Here is an 18,210-nt window from a genome sequence, read left to right as displayed (position 1 = left end):
AACACAAGTGTGTCTTATTTCCGGATGACCCGCAAAGGCGGGGTGTCCGGCAGTGACCCGACTCACTCGGAGGTGGCCCCGATACCCTGCACCCGTGGCAGTGGGCGAGCAGGACCAGCAGGCGGTGGTGATCACGACCGAGGGTGCGCATCCCGTGACGCTTTCGCCGGTCCGCCCGCGCGAGCCGCTGCCCCTCGAGGCCGACGAGCAGCGCGGGCTGAACGTCGTGCGCCGGTTCGGCACGGTCGGGTCGCTCTTCCTGGCCCTCGGCTCCCTCGGCGCGGGCGCCGCCCCGGTGATCAACCCGGTGCAGGAGATCCCGGTGCTGCGGCTGTTCACCCGCATCCCGACGGTGTCGCTGGCCATCGCCATCTCCGGGATGGGCATCCTGGTGCTGAGCTGGCTGATGCTCGGCCGGTTCGCCCGGCCCGACCGCGCGCGGCTCGCGTCGCAGGGCCAGCTCGCGCGCACGATCGCGCTGTGGGTGCTGCCGCTGCTGGTGATCCCGCCGCTGTTCTCCCGCGACGTCTACAGCTACCTCGCGCAGAGCGAGATCGTGCACCGCGGGATGGACCCGTACGTCCTCGGCCCGGCCCAGGCCCTCGGCGTCGCCGACCCGTACACCGCGGGCGTGTCGAACATGTGGCGTGAGACGCCGGCGCCGTACGGGCCGCTGGTGCTGCGCCTCGGCGGCTGGCTGGCCCCGCTGGCCGGCAACAGCATCGCCGTCGGCGTGCTGCTGCAGCGCGTGCTCGCCCTGGCCGGCGTGGTCCTGATCGTCTGGGCGCTGCCGCGGCTGGCGCGCCGGTTCGGCGTCCAGCCCGCCACCGCGCTGTGGCTCGGCGCGCTGAACCCGCTGCTGATCTTCCACTTCGTCGCCGGCGCCCACAACGACGCGCTCGCCGTCGGCCTGATGCTCGCCGGGCTGGAGGTGGGCATCCGGCGGCTGCCGATCCGGGTGAAGGGCGACACTCCCCCGCCACTGGCGCGGGGCGAGCTGCTCTACATCGGGCTGGGCGTGGCGATCATCACGCTCGGCGTCGCGGTGAAGGTGCCCGCGGTGTTCGCACTGCCGTTCTTCGCGGTAATGGTCGCGCGCCGCTGGCACGGCCGGCTGAAGGACCTGTTCCTGGCCGGGGCGCCGATGGCGGCGTGGTTCGGCGTGGTGCTGGCGGCCGTCTGCTTCGGCAGCGGGCTCGGCTTCGGCTGGATCGGCGCGACGTTCAACACACCCGGCCTCGTGCGCTCGTGGATCTCCCCCACCGCCGAGCTGGCCAACCTCTCCGGCGTCCTCGGCATCGCGCTCGGGCTGGGCAACCACACCAACGGCCTGGTGCCGATCCTGGGCGCGCTCGGCTACCTCGTCGCCGTCGCGATCACGGTCAAGTTCCTCTGGGACAGCTTCAAGTGGCGCTACCGGCCGATCATCGGCCTCGGCGTCTCCCTCGGCGCGGTGATGATCCTGCAGATCAACCTGCAGCCCTGGTACGTGCTGTGGGCGGTGATCCCGCTGGCGGCGGCGGCCGGGACGTCCCGCTTCCGGGTGGCCGCGGCGGTGCTGTCGGCCGCCCTGCCGTTCCTGCTCCCGCCCACCGGCAGCACCTTCGACGGCCGCCCGTACGTGCTGCCGTTCGCCTACGTCGCGGCGATCGTCGTCTGCGGCGGCGGGATGCTGATCGTGCGGCGCCTCGCTCCCATCTTGCTCTCCAGGCCGTCCCCGCGGGTGCCCGCGCGGGTCGAGCCCGTATCGTGACCCGATGTGAGTGTCCCCGCCGTCGAGATCACCGGGCTGGTGAAAAGCTACGGCTCCACCCGCGCGGTCGAGGGCCTCGACCTGCGGATGGAGCGCGGCAGCCTGCTCGCCCTGCTCGGCCCGAACGGGGCCGGCAAGACCACCACCGTCGAGGTCTGCGAAGGCTTTCTCAAGCCTGACGCCGGTTCGGTGCGCGTGCTCGGCCTCGACCCGGTCCGCGAGTCGGCCGCGCTGCGCCCCCGCGTCGGGATCATGCCCCAGGGCGGCGGCGCCTACCCCGGTGTCCGCGCCGACGAAATGCTGCGGCTGGTGGCCTCCTGCGCGGCGTCCCCGCTGGACCCGGCCTGGCTGCTGGACGTCCTCGGGCTCACGTCCGCGCGGCGGACGCCGTTCAAGCGCCTTTCCGGCGGGCAGCAGCAGCGGCTTTCCCTGGCGTGCGCCCTGATCGGCCGGCCCGAGCTGGTGTTCCTCGACGAGCCGACGGCGGGCATGGACCCCCAGGCCCGCCGGCTGGTGTGGGACCTCCTGGGCGCGCTGCGCCGCGACGGCGTCTCGGTGCTGCTGACCACGCACCTGATGGAGGAGGCCGAGGCGCTGGCCGACACGGTGGTGATCGTCGACCACGGCAAGGTCGTCGTCTCGGGCGCGCCCCAGTCGCTGACGATGGACGAGAGCGGCGCGGCCGGCCTCCGGTTCAAGGCCCGCACCCGGCTGGACACGGCGTTGCTGACGGCGGCGCTGCCGGAGGGCTACGCGGTGCGCGAGGCTGCGCCGGGCACGTACGTGGTGATGGGTTCGGTCGACCCGCAGGTGGTGTCGACGGTCACGGCGTGGTGCGCGCAGCAGGGCGTCCTGCCGGAGGAGCTGCAGGTCGGCAAGCGGACGCTCGAAGAGGTCTTCCTGGAGCTGACCGGACGGGAGCTGCGGGCATGACGTTCCCCGAAGGCACCTTCACCCCGGCGCCGGCGCGCGGCTCGCTCGGCCGGATGCTGCGCACGCACGCGCGGGTGGAGGCGGGCCTGACCCTGCGCCACGGCGAGCAGGTCCTGCTGACGCTGCTGATCCCGCTGGCGTTGCTGATCGGGTTGTCGCTGCTGGACATCCTGCCGGCGTCCTCGCTGGGTTCGACGTCCAAAGTGGACTGGATCACGCCCCGCATCCTGGCGCTGGCGGTGATGTCATCGGCGTTCACGGGCCAGGCGATCGCGCTGGGCTTCGACCGGCGCTACGGAGTGCTGAAGCGCCTCTCGGCAACGGCGTTGCCCAGGTGGCTGCTGGTGGCCGGCCGGCTCGCGGCGGCGCTGCTGGTGGTGGCGCTGCAGTCGGTGATCATCGGCGTGGTGGCGGCGTTCCTGGGGTGGTCGCCTTCTTTCTCCGGGCTTTTGTCGGCGGTTCTGCTGCTGGTGCTGGGGACGCTCGCGTTCGGGGCGTTGGGCGTTCTCCTGGGTGGCGCGTTGCGGGCCGAAGCGGTGCTGGCGCTGGCCAACATCGTGTGGTTCGTGCTGCTGCTGGCCGGCGGGATCCTGCTGGCGCCTTCTTCGCTGCCTTCGGGGCTGGCGGCGGTGGTGGAGCTGCTGCCGTCGGGTGCGTTGGCGGAGGGCATGCGGTCGGCGTTGGTCGACGGGGCGTTCGCTCCCGGGCCGATGCTGGTGCTGGCGGTGTGGGCGGTCGTCGCGGGCGCGTTGGCTTCCCGGACGACGAAGCTCACCTGAGTCGCTACCACGTCCAGGCGATGCCGACCCGCGCTCCGGGTGGCAAGCCCCGCGCGTTCCGCTCCACGTACTTCGACGACGAGACGGTGAGGATCCGGCGCGAGCCGGGCGGCGGCTCGTTCTGCATGTCGATATCGGACACGCCGACGTGACCCCAGCACTTGCGCGGCACGCTGTCACTCGAGAACTGCACGCGGACCAGCACTTCCCGCGCTCCCTGCCCGGTGATCGCGATTTCGGTGTAGCTGGTGAACCGGGCGGGGTGTTCATAGCGGGTCCTCGTGGCGAAGAACCCGTACTCGCCTTCGTCGAGCGGAGCGGCCAGCAGCACGTCGACGAGCTGCGCGTCGCCTTCTTCGGAGATCCTGACCGGCTTGACCTTGCCGATCGTGCAGTTGAGGTAGGGCTCGACGGTGACCCGGCCGCTCCCGGAGTGGGAGATTCCGGGCTGGGCCGCCGCGCGGACGACGAAGCGGTCCACCCCGTCGCGCGTGGCCCGGATCCAGCGCTCCGTCGTGCGGGTCTCCCGCGTTCCCCGGCCGCTGACGAAGGACGTGACGACCAGGCGGTCGAGGTAGATCGGATCCCAGAGGTCGTTGTGCGTTTCGCCCCGGGGCAGTGGTGTCTTCTGCGTCGCCATCCACAACGTCCGCAGTTCGGCTTCGTCGCCTTCGAGGAAGCCGCCGACCTTCGCGACGAGCTCCCACGCCGGGACGCGGGACCCCCTGAGCATCTCGTTGACCGTCGTGTGGCTCACCCCGCCCACCGCGCCGGCGATCTTCCGGGAACTGGGTTTGCCCGCCCGGAGCTGCAGCTTCCGCAGCGCCGCCGCGAGCGACTCTTCGGGTGTCACGCGCCACCTCCTACGAGGGCGTCACGCCCATCGTAAGGAGCTGTAATACGACAGTAAACCGCTGTAACAGCATTTCTTTTACATGATCTTACGATGCCTGCCACCCTTGTCCGCATCGTCGTTGCGGACAAGGAAGTACCCGATGCCCAAGTCGAACCGATCTTCGTCGCGAACCGGTCGAGCACGGACTTTGGTCACCGTCGGCGGGGCCACCGTCGTATTCTTGAGCTCGACAGTCTGCCTTTTCGCGTGTTTGAGCGGCGAGCCGCTCACCGTCGCGGTCCTGGCCTCCGGCGCGGCGATGGCCGCGCTGTTGAACGCCCTGGTCGCGGTGGCGACGTTCTTGGCCGGCCACCCGCGGGACGACGCGCTGCCGGACGCCTCGCGCGGGCAGGGGAAGGGTCCGAAGCGCGGGGCGAAGCCGCGAGGCTGAACCGCGCGACCTTCGATTCCCGCGCTCGGGACAAAGGTCCCTTGCGGCCGTGGCACGCTTCTGGGCCCCGGGACCTGCCGAAAGCCCGTTTTCCGCGCGCTCTACCATCGACCACGTGCCGTTCACCAGCCTTGTCGCCCGTCTGCCGTTTCCGTCCGCCGCCGTGCAGCGGGCCGTCGGGATCGCCGCGGTTCTCGCGCAGGCGCTGATCGGCGTCACCGGCTCCGTCGTGCGCGTCACCGGGTCCGGGCTCGGCTGCCCGACCTGGCCGCAGTGCGTCTCCGGCAGCCTCGTCCCCAAGCACGACTCCGGGATCGACGCGCTCAACCAGTGGATCGAGTTCAGCAACCGGATGCTGACCGGCGTCGTCATCGCCGTGGCCGCGGTCGCCGTCATCACCGCGTGGCGCGTGCAGATCGACCACCCGGGCCGCAAGCGCCTGGTGAAGCTGGCCTGGACGATGCCCGGCGGTGTGGTGCTGCAGGCCGTCGTCGGCGGGATGACCGTGCTCGCCAAGCTCGAATGGTGGACCGTCGCGATCCACTTCCTCGCCACCACTCCCCTGGTCTGGCTGGCGGTCCTGCTGCTGCGTGCGTTCCGCGAAGGCGACGAGCCGGCGCGGCTGCTGGTCCCCGGCCGCTCGATCCTAGTCGCGCTGGCCGTCGTCATGTGGCTCGTGCTCGCGGCTGGCACCACGGTGACCGGCGCCGGCCCGCACAGCGGCGACATCAACACCCACCGCCTCGCGATCTCGGTGGAGTCCCTCGCCCAGGTCCACGGCGGGCTGCTGGTGCTGTACCTGCTGCTGCTCGCGGTGTTCGGCCTGCAGCTGCTGCGCGCCGGCGCGCCGAAGAGCCTCTGGCAGCGCTACACGGTGGTGTGGGTGGTCGCGGCCGCCCAGGGCGGGCTCGGTTCGCTGCAGTACGCGCTGGGCGTGCCCGAGGCGATGGTCTCGTTCCACGTGCTCGGCGCGATGGCGGTGATCGTCGCGACGGCGTCGCTGTGGGTCGGCAGCCGCGATCGCGGCCCGGCCGTCTCGCTGACCGCAGCGCCGAAGAAACCGGAACTCGCCACTGCCTGAGCAACCGGCGGCCACCCCGCCGTAACTCGGTGTCGCTAAGGTCCGGCCATGACGACGCGCTCGGCGCCCAAGCCCCTGATCTCGCACCGCCGCGGCACCGGCGAGATGATCGTGCTGAAAACGTTCCTGCTGGTGCCGTTCGCGGCGCTCCTCGTGGCCGTCCCGCTGGTCTGGGGCTGGGGCATGACGTGGCTCGACCTGGTGCTGGCCGCGGTGTTCTACGTCTTCGCGACGCTCGGGGTGACGGTGGGCTACCACCGCTACTTCACCCACGGCGCGTTCAAGGCGTCGCGCCCGCTGCGGGTGGCGCTGGCCATCGCGGGCAGCATGGCGGTCCAGGGTTCGGTGATCTTCTGGGTGGCGAGCCACCGCCGCCACCACGCGTTCGCCGACCGCGAGGGCGACCCGCACTCGCCGTGGCTGTTCGGCACCTCCCCGGCGGCCCTGCTGCGCGGCTTCTGGCACGCGCACATGGGCTGGATGTTCGGTCGCGAGGTGACGAACGCGGACCGCTTCGCCCCGGACCTGGTCGCCGACGGCGACCTCCGCTGGGTGAACCGCTACTTCTGGCTGTGGATCACGTTGAGCCTCGCGCTGCCGGCCGCGCTGGGTGGCCTGCTTTCGTGGTCCTGGTGGGGCGTCGTGACGGCGTTCTTCTGGGCGGGGCTGGTGCGGATCGCGTTCCTGCACCACGTGACGTGGTCGGTGAACTCGGTGTGCCACCTGATCGGGGAACGCCCGTTCGCCAGCCGCGACAAGGCGGCGAACTTCTGGCCGCTGGCGGTGCTGTCGATGGGCGAGTCCTGGCACAACTCGCACCACGCGGACCCGACGTGCGCGCGGCACGGGGTGCTGCGCGGGCAGGTGGACATTTCGGCGCGGGTGATCCGGACGTTCGAGCAGCTCGGCTGGGCGAGCGATGTCCGGTGGCCGAGGGCGGACCGGGTGGCGGCGAAGCGGGCCGGTGCTTGAGCGCGGATATCCCATGATCGTCTGACAGGATCGTTGACACGAAAGAGAAACGGGGTCTCTCGATCGTGTCGGCGACTCGTCCTTACCGTGAGTCCAACCTAAAGGAAGGTACTCGCGGTGCACCTTGACAAGAAGTGCCGGCAGAAGCTCGCGCTGAGCATGGCAACGGTCGCGCTGGCCGCGGCGGCCGTCGGCGCACTCGCCGGCGGTGGTGACGGTGGCGGCAACACCGGCAACGTGAAAACCGGCAGCATCGGCAACACAGCCCAGCGCGGTGGCGGTGGCGGCAACACCGGCAACACCGTGGACATCGGGTACTGACTTCACTTCGGTGGCCAACCTGGCCACCGGAAGAAGTGCCGATTTCTCTCGCGGGTGGTCCCCGCCGCACCTCGCTGGACTGAACTTCGCCGCACGACCTGGTGTACTAGTACACTGGTGGCGCAGCTTCGCAGGTCGCAACTCTCCGTACTGCCAGAACACAGGGAGAAAGGGTGGAGCACCAGGAAGTTCAGCGCGACAACCGGGGAATTACAGGCGGCGGCAACACGGGGAACTGAGCCCCGGCATCGGTTCTCTCCAGCCGAACGCATGAAGCCACACCGGCGCGCGGTGTGGCTTCATGTTCGCCGTGGTCACCCTCAGGCGGGTTACGCCAGCTGCTGCCGCACCGCCGAGGCGAACCTCATCGTCGCCGCCTCGTCCGTCTGGCGGAAGCCCAGTGAGGGCTCCGCCAGCTCCAGCTCCAGCAGCAACGGTTTCCCGTCCGCCCCGCGCACCACGTCCACCCGCGCGTACAGCAGCTCCGCCCGCAGGATCCCCAGCAACGCCGAAGCCGCGTCGAGGACGTCCTCCGCCAGGGCCACTGCGTCCGCCGGCGGTGAGGCCGGTGCCAGCTTTTCCGGCACGTACAGCCCGGAGTCGTCCATTGTGGAGCCCAGCATCGCGTGCTTCGTGAACGCGTGCGAGTAGATCCCGCCCAGGTACACCAACGCCAGCTCACCCGCGGTGTCCACACTGGACTGGTACGGCTGGATCAACGCCGTGTGGCCTTCGGCGTGCAACGCCGCCACGTGGGCGCCGGCGTCGGCTCCCGCGGGGAACCGGGCCGCGCCTCGGGAACCCGCGCCCACCGACGGCTTCACCACGAACTCCGACGACGGGAACCGCGCGACCTCGCCCGGCTCGACCGACGTCGTCGGGACCACCGCGAGGCCCGCGCCCAGCAGCTCCGTGAGGTACGACTTGTCCGTGTTCCACCGGACCACCGCCGCCGGGTTCAGCAGCGCCGGGACCGATTCGCACCACGACAGGAACTCCGGGCGCCGGGACGCGTAATCCCACGTCGCCCGCAGGATCACTGCGTCGGCCGACTCGAACGACGCTTGCGAGTCCCACGCCGCCCACTCCACCGAAAAGCCCAGTGCGGACAATGCGGGCACCAGCGCGTCGTCGTCGCCGTCGCCCGTGGGGAGCTCCGCGCAGCCGACCAGGATGGCGCTGCCCGTCACCGGCCCGCCATCTTGCGGCGGTGCTCCGCGCCGATCTTCGTGGCCTGGACCGTCTCGGCGTCCCAGGTGGCCGCTTCCAGGTCCTCGACCGCCTCGACCAGCGCGTCGCCGGTCGCCACCGAGGGCACCACGACGTCGCCCAGTGCGCCGTCGGCTCCGACGAGCACCACCCGGGCGCCCGTGCGGCCGATGTTCTCCACCACCGCGCGGGACGGCTTGCCGTGCGCCTTCACGAACTTGCGGGCCGCCCCCAGCTGCGCGCTGGTCGGCGGAACAGTCTCTTCGGAATCAGACACGTCCGCACCATAACCAAGAACCCGCCGGAACGCGGAACAGCGTGGCGTCGGCCATAGTTGCACCGGGAGAACCCGACCCGAGGAGGACGCATGCCCACCGCAGTGCAGGTGACGAAGACCGGCGGCCCGGAAGTGCTCGAACCGGCCGAAGTGGACGTCCGCGCTCCGGAGGCCGGCGAGCTGCTGGTCGACGTCGCCGCGGCCGGCGTCAACTACATCGACACCTACCAGCGGCAGGGCATCTACCCGATGGAGCTGCCGGTCGTCCTCGGGCTCGAAGGCGCCGGAACGGTCGTCGAAGCCGCGCCCGGGTTCGAGGTCGGGGACCGCGTCGCCTGGCAGGGCTCGATCGGCAGCTACGCCGCGCGCAAGGTCCTCCCCGCGTCGGTCGCGGTGAAGGTGCCCGAGGGCGTCTCGCTGGAGACCGCCGCCGCCACGATGCTGCAGGGCATGACGGCGCACTACCTGGTCGCCTCGACGTTCGAGGTCAAGCCGGGCCACGACGTGCTCGTGCACGCGGCCGCGGGCGGGGTCGGGCTGCTGCTGATCCAGCTGGCGAAGGCACGCGGCGCCCGCGTGATCGGCACGGTGTCGACCGAAGAGAAGGCGAAGCTCGCCCGCGAAGCCGGCGCCGACGAGGTCATCCGCTACGACCGCGACGACTTCGCGAAGATCACCCGCGAGCTGACCGGCGGCGAGGGCGTCGACGTCGTGTACGACGGCGTCGGCAAGGACACCGTCGACGGCAGTCTTGCCAGCCTCAAGGTGCGCGGCCTGCTGGCGCTGTTCGGTGCCTCGAGCGGCCCGGTGCCCCCGCTGGACCCGCAGCGCCTCAACTCCGGCGGCTCGCTCTACCTGACCCGCCCGACGTCGGCGCACTACACGCGCAGCCGCGAGGAGATCGACTGGCGCTCGAAGGAGCTGTTCGACGCCATCCTCGCGGGCGAACTGAACGTCCGGATCGGCGGCAAGTACCCCCTCGCCGACGCCCGCAAGGCCCACGAGGACCCCCGGGCCCCCCCCCCCCCCCCCACCCCCCCCCACCCCCCCCCCCCCCCCCCCCCCCCGGGGGGGGGGGGCCCCCCCCCCCCCCCCCCCGCCACATTGGGTGCGTTCAACGCGCCCAACGCCACATTGGGGCGCTGTCAGCCCTTGTCGGTGGGGACCGAGACCGCGTCGGTCACGAAGACCAGGGTCTCGTTCGGCTTGATGCCGCGGCCGCCCTCGCCGTAGGCCAGGTCCGGGGGGATGATCAGCAGGCGGCGGCCGCCCTGCTTGATGCCCTCCAGGCCCTTGTCCCAGCCCGGGATGACCTCGCCCGCGCCCAGGTTCAGGTCGAACGTCTCGCCGCGGTCGTACGAGTTGTCCAGGACCTTCCGGTCCGACCAGGTCACCAGCAGGTAGTTCATCTTCAGCTGCTGCCCGGCCTTAGCGCCGCTCCCGGTGCCGTCGGACAGGTCCTTGGTGATCAGCTTCTTCGGCGGGTCGCAGCTGTCGGGAATGGTGATTTCGGGCTTTTCGCCGAACTTCCCCGTGGTCTTGATGTCGTCCGCGGTGCATTCGCGGCCCTTGCTCTGGGTCGCCTGCGCGGCGTCCGACGACGGCACCGACGGCCCCGCCGGCGCGGCCGTCTGGGTCTTGGTGTCCTGACCGCACGCGGCCAGCGACAGCGCCGCCGCGGCGACGACCACGATCTTCCCGATCTTCTGCATGCCGGGCACCCTAGCCAAGCACGGAGAGTGCCGGCACGTCGTCACCCGTCGTGAGCACGCCGAGCCGGCGCGTAGCCCGCGTCAGGGCGACGTACAGGTCGTTGAGCCCGCGCGGCGAGCCCGCCACGACCTCGTCCGGCGCGACCAGCACCACCGAGTCGAACTCCAGGCCCTTCGCGCGTTCGACGGTCAGCACGCTCAGCCGCTCGTCGAACGACCCGAGCAGCCCGGACACCTCCTCGAACCGCCCGGCGGGCACCAGCACCGCGACCGTCCCACCGTCCACAGCGGACAGTTCGGCGGTCACCAGTCCCGGCAGCTCGGCCACTTCGCCGCGCACCGACCACGGCGGGACCCCGGTCTCCCGCACCGAAGAGGGCGCCACCAGCTCCGGCGAAACCTCGGCGAGGACGCGCGCGGCGACGGCCATGATCTCCGCGGGCGTCCGGTAGTTCACGGTCAGCTCCTCGAGCCGCCACCGGTCGGCGACGTACGGCGAAAGCGCCTCGCCCCACGACCGCGCGCCGCCCGCCGCGCCGGTCTGCGCGACGTCGCCGACCAGCGTCATCGACCGGTTCGGCGAACGCCGCATCAGCAGCCGCCAGTCCATCGCCGAAAGCTCCTGCGCCTCGTCGACGATCACGTGCCCGAACGTCCAGGTCCGGTCCTGCGCCGCGCGCTGGGCGGCGGTCAGCTCGCTGCGCGCCACCTGGCGCTCGGCGAACAGCTCGGCGTCGAGGACGTCCGAGACGCGCAGCAGCTCCTCGTCGATGATCTCTTCGTCCTGCTCGAGGATGTCGAGCACGCCCTCGGCGTACGCGCGGTCCTCGCGCTCACGGCGTTTGCGCTCGACGCGGGCCTCGGTGTCGTCGACGCCGATCAGCTCGGCCAGCTCGTCGAGCAGCGGCACGTCGGCGGGGGTCCAGTGCGCGTCCCGGCCGCTCTCCAGCAGAGCCTGGTCCGCGGCGGGCAGCAGCTTCCGCGCGGCGGTGGCCAGCCGTTCGCGGTCGGCGAACAGATCGTCGAGCACGCCCTCCGGGGTCAGCACCGGCCACAACGAGTTCAGCGCCGCGGCCACGTGGTCGTCCGCGGCCAGCTCGGCGCGGATGTCGGTCAGGTCCTGCCCGTCGAGGAGGTCCTCCCCCAGCTTCCGCGCGGCCTGGCGGGTCAGCGCGTCGAGGACGTCGGAGACGAACAGGCGCCGCGCCGGGTTGTGCGGGCGCCGCGAGCGGCGGGCGCGCGTGCGGGCGTCGGCGCAGGTCTTGCGGTCCAGTTTCAGGACGTCGTGCTCGTACTCGATCTCCAGGACCGGTTCGGGCACGCGCTGGCGGTCCCGGACGGCGTTCGCGAGCACCTCGGCCAGCACGAGCCGGCCCTTGACCTCGGCCGCCTCGCGGGATTCGACGCCGTCGGCGTCCAGACCCGGGTAGAGCTGCCCGATGGTGGCCAGCAGCACGCCGGTCTCGCCCAGCGACGGCAGGACCTGGCCGATGTAGCGCAGGAACGTGCTGTTCGGCCCGACGACGAGCACGCCGCGGGTCGTGAGCTGCTGGCGGTGCGTGTAGAGCAGGTAGGCCGCGCGGTGCAGCGCGACGGCGGTCTTGCCGGTGCCGGGTCCGCCCTGCACGACCATGACGCCGCCGAGCGGGGCGCGGATGATGCGGTCCTGCTCGGCCTGGATGGTCGCGACGATGTCGCTCATCTCGCCGGTGCGCCGCTGCTCCAGCGCGGCGAGCAGCGCGGCCTCGCCGGCCAGGCCGAGGTCCTGGCCCTGGTCGGCGGCGGTGAGGTCGAGGATCTCGTCGTCGAAGCCGGTGACCTTGCGGGTCAGCGACCGCAGGTGCCGCCGCCGGCGCACCCCTTCGGGCGACGCCGCGGTGGCGAGGTAGAACGGCCGCGCGACCGGCGCGCGCCAGTCGACCAGCAGCGGCCGGTAGTCGTCGTCCTCGTCGAACAGCCCGAGCCGGCCGATGTAGGTGGTCTCCTCGGCGCTCTCGGGGACGAAGTCGAGCCGCCCGAAAGCCAGCCCCTGCTCGACCGAGCCCAGCTGGGCGAGCCGGTCGGTGTAGCGGGTGGTGGCGACGTCGCGCTCGGTGCGGGCCTGCGGGGTGCCGCCGGTCTGCAGCAAGGTCTCGTCGAGGCGGCGCTGGGCGTCGGCGCGCTCGGCGTCGAGCTTCGTGTAGAGGGTGGTCACGTACGCCTGCTCGCGGGCGAGCTCGGCGGAGAAGCCGTCCGAAGACAAAGATCCTGCTTTCGCCTCAAGGAAAAGAGCCAACGAAGTCTAACGGCGGCCGCCGCGCGATCATTCCGCCCCGAGGGCGCAGTACGGGTGGACCTCGCTGTGGGGCGGGAGGGCGACCGGCAGCACCTTCTCCCCCGGCGCGCACGACACGCTCGCCGCGGGCAGCTGCTCGCCGCCGATGAGCCGCCCGGCGCCGTCGCGCAGGAGCACCGCGCCGCCCCGGCTGGTGAGCGCCCGGCAGTTGGCCGACCGGTAGCGCACGCCGCCGCCCACCGGCGTGGCGGTCACCGGCGTGAAGCCGCCGAGTGCCTCCGGCGCGAGCCAGGTCACCGCGCCGACCACGGGCTGGTCGAGCACGACGCCGGCGCGCTGCCCCGGCAGGAGCACCGGCACCTCGGCGGTCCGGGCACCGGAGGTCAGCTGGATCCGATAGGCGGCCAGGGTGCCGGTGTTCTCCAGCACAGCGGCGCCCGGTCCCGGTTCGGCCACCCGGATCGAGCCGCCGTCCGGGGCCGGTCCCGGGACCGCGGTGATCCGGGCCGGGATGGCACAGCCGGTGCCGAGCAGGCGGTTCTGGTCCAGGTCGACCCGGCCGCGGCCGAGGAACACCAGCAGCCCGAGCACGACGACCACGACCGCGCCGAGGCCGATCTTCCGGATCATGTCAGGGGATTCCGGTGCTCGAGCTCGCGACGCGGTAGAGGTCGCCGGCTCGTCCGTAGTACGACCCCTCGACGACGGAGACGACGATCTGCGCGTCCGGCTGCCAGTACGCCCGCAGCTCGCCCGCTTCGGCCCGGTACGGCACCTCCCGCAGCGGGACGCCCCGGTCGGCGAGCAGCGCGCCGACCTCCTCGAACGTCACCAGACCGGGGAAGTCGCCGTAGCGATCGCGGATCACCCGGTTGACCAGCCCCGGCCCGGGATACCGGAGCCGGTGGGCCTGGACCGAGAAGTGGGTCCCCACCCAGTGTCGCTCGACCCGCTCCCAGAAGAACTCGACCAAGCCGTGGTCGCGGAACAGGGAGCGCTTCGAGGGGTTGTCGCCGAATTCGTCGCCGAGCAACGCCACCACCCGCTCGGGTGACCACGTGTGATCGGCGCCCAGGACGGTGCCGGACTCGATGACGTCGGCGAAGAACTCCGCCGGGCTCAGAACGGGAGGCCGAGGGTCGGCAGCCCGATCGCGGAGTCGACCGCCAGGGCCACGAACACGATCATCAGGTACGTGTTGGACCGGTGGAACAACGCCATCGGTTTGGTTTCTTCACCACGCCGGACCGCCGCCTGGAGGCTGTGCGCGTAGAAGAGGAACCAGCCGCCCGCCAGGATGGCGAACGTGCCGTACAGCCACGACGTCACCGGGAGCAGCAGCAGCGTCCACGCGACCATCACCCACGAGTAGATGACGATCTGGCGGGCGACGTGCTGGGCGGTGGCGACCACCGGCAGCATCGGGACACCCGCGCGCTCGTAGTCGTCGCGGTACTTCATGCCGAGCGCCCAGGTGTGCGGCGGCGTCCAGAAGAAGATGACGCCGAACATCACGAACGCCGGCCACTGCACGGTGCCGGTGACCGCGGCCCAGCCGATGACGACCGGCATGCAGCCCGCCGCGCCACCCCAGACCACGTTCTGTGACGTGCGCCGCTTGAGGCCGAGCGTGTAGACGAAGATGTAGAAGAGGATCGTCGCGACCGCGAGGATCGCCGAGAGCAGGTTCACCGTGAAATAGAGCACGGCGGCCGAGGCGACCCCCATGACCAAGCCGAAGATCAGCGCGCCGCGCCGCGGCACCGAGTCCTTCACCAGCGGACGGCGCTTGGTGCGGTTCATCACCTTGTCGATGTCCGCGTCGATCACGCAGTTGAGCGCGTTCGCGCTGCCCGCGGCCATCGTCCCGCCGACCAGCGTGGCCAGGACCAGCCACGGCGAGGGGATCTGACGGCCGGCGAGGAACATCGCCGGGATGGTGGTCACGAGGAGGAGCTCGATCACCCGAGGCTTCGCGAGGGCGGCGTAGGCACCTACGACCCGGCGGATGCTTCGCCGGTCACCGTGCGGTCGTTCACCGGTCGGGTGCACGGCGCTGGTGTCCTCACTGCGTCCGTGCGCAGCGTTCACCAACGACATTTCACTCCCTGCGTCAGGTTCGGGCGGGTCCGTGCCGGAAGGCCGTGGTGGAACGCCGGTCTGAACCCTCGAACGATGTTAGACGTGGTGAATCCCGTGGGTGATCGCGGGTCCTCGACCGGCTCAAGCACTAGGCTGACCGCGACGGGCCGCGATTGCCCCTGCGCATGGCCGCGAGCAGGAATATCGTCCCTTCGGGATCGATTGAGATAAGTAGCCGCGCGCACGGGTAACCGGAACGAGGAAGACCAGCCGCAACCATCATGACCGGGAGTTGGAGTTCAGTGTCCCAAACCGCCACTACCAGCGAGAACAACCCACTCCTCCGGCGCAACGTGCCCGCCGACTGGACCGACACCGACACCCGCGCCGTGGACACCGTCCGGGTGCTCGCCGCGGACGCGGTCGAGAACTGTGGCAGTGGCCACCCCGGCACGGCGATGAGCCTGGCCCCGCTGGCCTACACGCTCTTCCAGCGCACGCTGCGTCACGACCCGAACGACCAGAACTGGCCGGGCCGCGACCGGTTCGTGCTGTCGGCCGGCCACTCCAGCCTGACCCTCTACATCCAGCTGTTCCTCGCCGGCTACGGCCTCGAGCTCGAGGACCTCAAGCAGCTGCGCAAGTGGGGCTCCAAGACCCCGGGTCACCCCGAGTACCGCCACACCGACGGCGTCGAGACCACCACCGGCCCGCTGGGCCAGGGCCTGGCGAACGCCGTGGGCATGGCGATGGCCGCCCGCCGCGAGCGCGGCCTGCTGGACCCGGACGCGGCGCCCGGCGAGAGCATCTTCGACCACCACATCTACGTGATCGCCTCCGACGGCGACATCGAAGAGGGTGTCACCTCCGAGGCCTCGTCCATCGCGGGCCGCCAGGAGCTGGGGAACCTGATCGTCTTCTACGACGACAACAAGATCTCCATCGAGGACGACACGAACATCGCGCTGTCCGAGGACACGGTCAAGCGCTACGAGGCCTACGGCTGGCACACGCAGGTCGTCGAGGGCGGCGAAGACGTCGTCGCGATCGAGGAGGCCATCAAGGCCGCCAAGGCCGAGACGCAGCGGCCGTCGTTCATCGCCCTGCGGACCGTCATCGGCTACCCGGCCCCGAAGAAGATGGGCACCGGCAAGGCGCACGGCGCCGCGCTGGGCGGCGAAGAGGTCGCGGCGGTCAAGGAGATCCTCGGCTTCGACCCGAACCAGTCGTTCCAGGTCGACGACGAGGTGCTCAAGCACACCCGCCAGGCGCTCGACCGCGGCAAGGCCGCCCACGCCGAGTGGACCGGGAAGTACGACGCCTGGGGCAAGGCCAACCCGGAGCGCAAGAAGATCGGCGACCGGATGGCCACCCGCACACTGCCCGAGGGCTTCGCGGACAACCTGCCGAAGTGGGAGCCGGACGCCAAGGGCATCGCCACCCGCAAGGCCTCCGGCGAGGTGCTCAACGCCCTCGCCGAGCCGCTGCCGGAGCTGTGGGGCGGCTCGGCCGACCTGGCCGAGAGCAACAACACCACGATGAAGGGCGCCGACTCGTTCGGTCCCGAGAAGGCCGCCACCGACATGTGGCAGGCCAACCCGTACGGCCGGACGCTGCACTTCGGCGTCCGCGAGCACGCCATGGGCTCGATCCTCAACGGGATCGCGCTGCACGGCGGCACCCGCCCGTACGGCGCGACGTTCCTCATCTTCTCCGACTACATGCGCCCGCCGGTCCGGCTGGCCGCGCTGATGAAGGCGCCGGTCACCTACGTGTGGACGCACGACTCGATCGGCCTCGGCGAAGACGGGCCGACGCACCAGCCGATCGAGCAGCTCTCCGCGCTGCGCGCGATCCCGGGCCTCAACGTCGTCCGCCCGGCGGACGCCAACGAGACCGCGTACGCGTGGAAGGCCGTGCTGGAGGACATCCACCACCCGTCCGGCCTGGCGCTCACCCGCCAGAACGTGCCGGTGCTCGAGGGCACCAGCGCCGAAGGCGTCGCCAAGGGCGGGTACGTCCTGGCCGACAGCGAAGGCACCCCGGACGTGGTCCTGATGGCCACCGGCTCCGAGGTCCAGCTCGCCGTCGAGGCGAAGAAGGTCCTCGAGGCCGACGGCGTCAAGGCGCGCGTCGTGTCCATGCCGTGCGTCGAGTGGTTCGACGCGCAGGACGCGGCCTACCGCGAGTCCGTCATCCCGGCCGGTGTGAAGGCGCGCGTGTCCGTCGAGGCGGGCATCGCCCAGTCGTGGCACCGCTTCACCGGTGACGCCGGGGTGAACGTTTCGATCGAGCACTTCGGCGCCTCCGCCGATGCCGCCACACTGTTCCGTGAGTTCGGTTTCACCGCGGAAGCAGTCGTCGAGGCCGCGCGCCGCTCGATCGCCAACACCAAGAACTGAAGGGGATGACAGTAATGAGCACAGACAAGCTCGCCGCGCTGTCCGAGGCCGGCGTATCGATCTGGCTGGACGACCTTTCGCGTGAACGCCTGAACACCGGCAACCTCGCGGACCTGATCCGCGACAAGCACGTCGTCGGCGTCACGACCAACCCGACGATCTTCGCCAACGCGATGTCCAAGGGCAACGCCTACGACGAGCGCACCCGTGAGCTCGCCGCCCAGGGCGCCGACGTCGAGGCGACGATCCGCGACCTGACCACGACCGACGTGCGCAACGCCGCGGACCTGTTCCGCGACGTCTACACCGCCACCAACGGCGTCGACGGCCGCGTCTCCATCGAGGTCGACCCGCGCCTGGCCAAGGACACCGGCAAGACGGTGGCCGAGGCCAAGGACCTGTGGAAGACCGTCGACCGGCCGAACGTGCTGATCAAGATCCCGGCCACCGAAGAGGGCCTGCCGGCCATCACCCAGACCCTGGCCGAGGGCATCAGCGTCAACGTCACGCTGATCTTCTCCGTCGAGCGCTACAAGGCGGTCATCGAGGCCTTCTTCGCCGGTCTCGAGCAGGCGAAGGCCAACGGCCACGACCTGCGCGGCATCCACTCGGTGGCGTCGTTCTTCGTCTCCCGCGTGGACACCGAGATCGACAAGCGCCTGGACGCGATCGGCACCGACGAGGCCAAGGCCCTGCGCGGCAAGGCCGCCGTCGCCAACGCGCGCCTCGCGTACGCGGCCTTCGAGGAGCTCTTCGCGACCGACCGCTGGAAGGCCCTCGCGGCCGACGGCGCCAACGCGCAGCGCCCGCTGTGGGCCTCGACCGGCGTGAAGAACCCGGACTACTCCCCCACGCTCTACGTCGACGACCTGGTGGTGAAGGACACCGTCAACACCATGCCGGAGAAGACGATGGACGCCGTCGCGGAGCACGCCGACCTCAAGGGCGACCAGGTCACCGGGCACGGCAAGGACGCGCAGCAGGTCTTCGACCAGCTCGAAGCCGTGGGCATCGACATCACCGACGTGTTCCTCGTCCTGGAGAACGAGGGCGTCGAGAAGTTCGAGAAGTCCTGGACGGAGCTGCTGGAGACCGTCAACGGCCAGCTCGAGCAGGCGAAGGGCTGAA

17 protein-coding genes and 1 pseudogene are annotated in these 18,210 nt (G+C 71.0%); 10 read left to right on the top strand and 8 right to left on the bottom strand.

Features of this window, described 5'->3' with window-relative positions; translation table 11 throughout:
• The first annotated feature begins 100 nt into the window (after window positions 1-100).
• From mptB to M8542_RS07775, 3 genes are read left to right on the top strand one after another with little or no spacing between them, the layout of a single operon-like run.
• A complete protein-coding gene (gene mptB / locus M8542_RS07785; RefSeq protein WP_257919718.1) occupies window positions 101-1,753 on the top strand; it encodes a polyprenol phosphomannose-dependent alpha 1,6 mannosyltransferase MptB in 1,653 nt (550 codons plus the stop codon).
• Window positions 1,754-1,759: 6 nt separating this feature from the next.
• A complete protein-coding gene (locus M8542_RS07780) occupies window positions 1,760-2,686 on the top strand; it encodes an ABC transporter ATP-binding protein (RefSeq protein ID WP_257919342.1) in 927 nt (308 codons plus the stop codon).
• Window positions 2,683-3,465 carry an ABC transporter permease gene (locus tag M8542_RS07775; protein WP_257919341.1) on the top strand — a complete coding sequence of 261 codons (783 nt, stop codon included), beginning with the start codon at window positions 2,683-2,685 and terminating at the stop codon, window positions 3,463-3,465. Before M8542_RS07780 ends, M8542_RS07775 begins: the two co-directional genes overlap by 4 nt.
• A 4-nt stretch (window positions 3,466-3,469) precedes the next feature.
• On the opposite strand, the gene M8542_RS07770 is transcribed toward M8542_RS07775, so the two are convergent.
• Entirely contained in the window at window positions 3,470-4,318 is an 849-nt protein-coding gene (locus tag M8542_RS07770) for a hypothetical protein (RefSeq protein ID WP_257919340.1), read from the bottom strand.
• Window positions 4,319-4,541: 223 nt separating this feature from the next.
• Between M8542_RS07770 and M8542_RS07765 the strand changes: the two genes are divergently transcribed.
• The 4 genes from M8542_RS07765 (at window position 4,542) to M8542_RS07750 (ending at window position 7,125) form a co-directional block, all read left to right on the top strand.
• Entirely contained in the window at window positions 4,542-4,751 is a 210-nt protein-coding gene (locus M8542_RS07765) for a hypothetical protein (protein ID WP_257919339.1), read from the top strand.
• A gap of 115 nt (window positions 4,752-4,866) precedes the next feature.
• Complete coding sequence (locus M8542_RS07760; RefSeq protein ID WP_257919338.1) at window positions 4,867-5,832, top strand: COX15/CtaA family protein; 966 nt, start codon at window positions 4,867-4,869, stop codon at window positions 5,830-5,832.
• A 48-nt stretch (window positions 5,833-5,880) separates the two neighbouring features.
• Window positions 5,881-6,804, top strand: coding sequence for an acyl-CoA desaturase (locus M8542_RS07755; RefSeq protein ID WP_257919337.1), 924 nt, complete (start codon window positions 5,881-5,883; stop codon window positions 6,802-6,804).
• Between the two features lie 117 nt (window positions 6,805-6,921).
• A complete protein-coding gene (locus M8542_RS07750) occupies window positions 6,922-7,125 on the top strand; it encodes a hypothetical protein (RefSeq protein ID WP_257919336.1) in 204 nt (67 codons plus the stop codon).
• Window positions 7,126-7,454: 329 nt separating this feature from the next.
• Here the strand turns inward: M8542_RS07750 and M8542_RS07745 are convergent, their stop codons facing one another.
• Both M8542_RS07745 and M8542_RS07740 read right to left on the bottom strand, forming a co-directional pair.
• Window positions 7,455-8,315 carry an ATP-grasp domain-containing protein gene (locus M8542_RS07745; protein ID WP_257919335.1) on the bottom strand — a complete coding sequence of 287 codons (861 nt, stop codon included), beginning with the start codon at window positions 8,313-8,315 and terminating at the stop codon, window positions 7,455-7,457.
• Window positions 8,312-8,611, bottom strand: a complete 300-nt coding sequence (locus tag M8542_RS07740) for a hypothetical protein (protein ID WP_257919334.1) — start codon at window positions 8,609-8,611, stop codon at window positions 8,312-8,314. The genes M8542_RS07745 and M8542_RS07740 overlap by 4 nt, the downstream gene beginning before the upstream one ends.
• Before the next feature lie 90 nt (window positions 8,612-8,701).
• Here M8542_RS07740 and M8542_RS07735 point away from each other — a divergent pair.
• Window positions 8,702-9,619: pseudogene (locus M8542_RS07735) on the top strand (quinone oxidoreductase family protein); the annotation flags it as partial.
• 137 nt (window positions 9,620-9,756) lie between these two features.
• On the opposite strand, the gene M8542_RS07730 reads toward M8542_RS07735, so the two are convergent.
• The 5 genes from M8542_RS07730 to M8542_RS07710 all read right to left on the bottom strand — a co-directional run bounded on the left by M8542_RS07730 (window position 9,757) and on the right by M8542_RS07710 (window position 14,698).
• Entirely contained in the window at window positions 9,757-10,323 is a 567-nt protein-coding gene (locus M8542_RS07730) for an FKBP-type peptidyl-prolyl cis-trans isomerase (protein ID WP_257919333.1), read from the bottom strand.
• Between the two features lie 10 nt (window positions 10,324-10,333).
• Entirely contained in the window at window positions 10,334-12,565 is a 2,232-nt protein-coding gene (locus M8542_RS07725) for a HelD family protein (RefSeq protein WP_257919332.1), read from the bottom strand.
• A gap of 60 nt (window positions 12,566-12,625) precedes the next feature.
• Window positions 12,626-13,228: a hypothetical protein gene (locus tag M8542_RS07720; protein WP_257919331.1), complete on the bottom strand. Its 603-nt coding sequence runs from the start codon at window positions 13,226-13,228 to the stop codon at window positions 12,626-12,628.
• Between the two features lies 1 nt (window position 13,229).
• Entirely contained in the window at window positions 13,230-13,631 is a 402-nt protein-coding gene (locus M8542_RS07715; RefSeq protein WP_257919330.1) for a hypothetical protein, read from the bottom strand.
• Between the two features lie 86 nt (window positions 13,632-13,717).
• Window positions 13,718-14,698: a heme o synthase gene (locus M8542_RS07710; protein WP_257919329.1), complete on the bottom strand. Its 981-nt coding sequence runs from the start codon at window positions 14,696-14,698 to the stop codon at window positions 13,718-13,720.
• A 284-nt stretch (window positions 14,699-14,982) separates the two neighbouring features.
• Between M8542_RS07710 and tkt the strand changes: the two genes are divergently transcribed.
• Both tkt and tal read left to right on the top strand, forming a co-directional pair.
• Window positions 14,983-17,082, top strand: coding sequence for a transketolase (gene tkt / locus M8542_RS07705; protein WP_257919328.1), 2,100 nt, complete (start codon window positions 14,983-14,985; stop codon window positions 17,080-17,082).
• Window positions 17,083-17,096: 14 nt separating this feature from the next.
• Window positions 17,097-18,209: a transaldolase gene (gene tal, locus M8542_RS07700; protein ID WP_257919327.1), complete on the top strand. Its 1,113-nt coding sequence runs from the start codon at window positions 17,097-17,099 to the stop codon at window positions 18,207-18,209.
• Window position 18,210: the final 1 nt, after the last annotated feature.

The sequence above is a fragment of the Amycolatopsis iheyensis genome (assembly GCF_024703995.1).
In the GTDB taxonomy this organism is placed as follows: Bacteria; Actinomycetota; Actinomycetes; order Mycobacteriales; family Pseudonocardiaceae; genus Amycolatopsis; species Amycolatopsis iheyensis.
The sequence above is the reverse complement of the archived record's forward strand: the minus strand, read 5'-3'. Positions and strand labels throughout refer to the sequence as shown.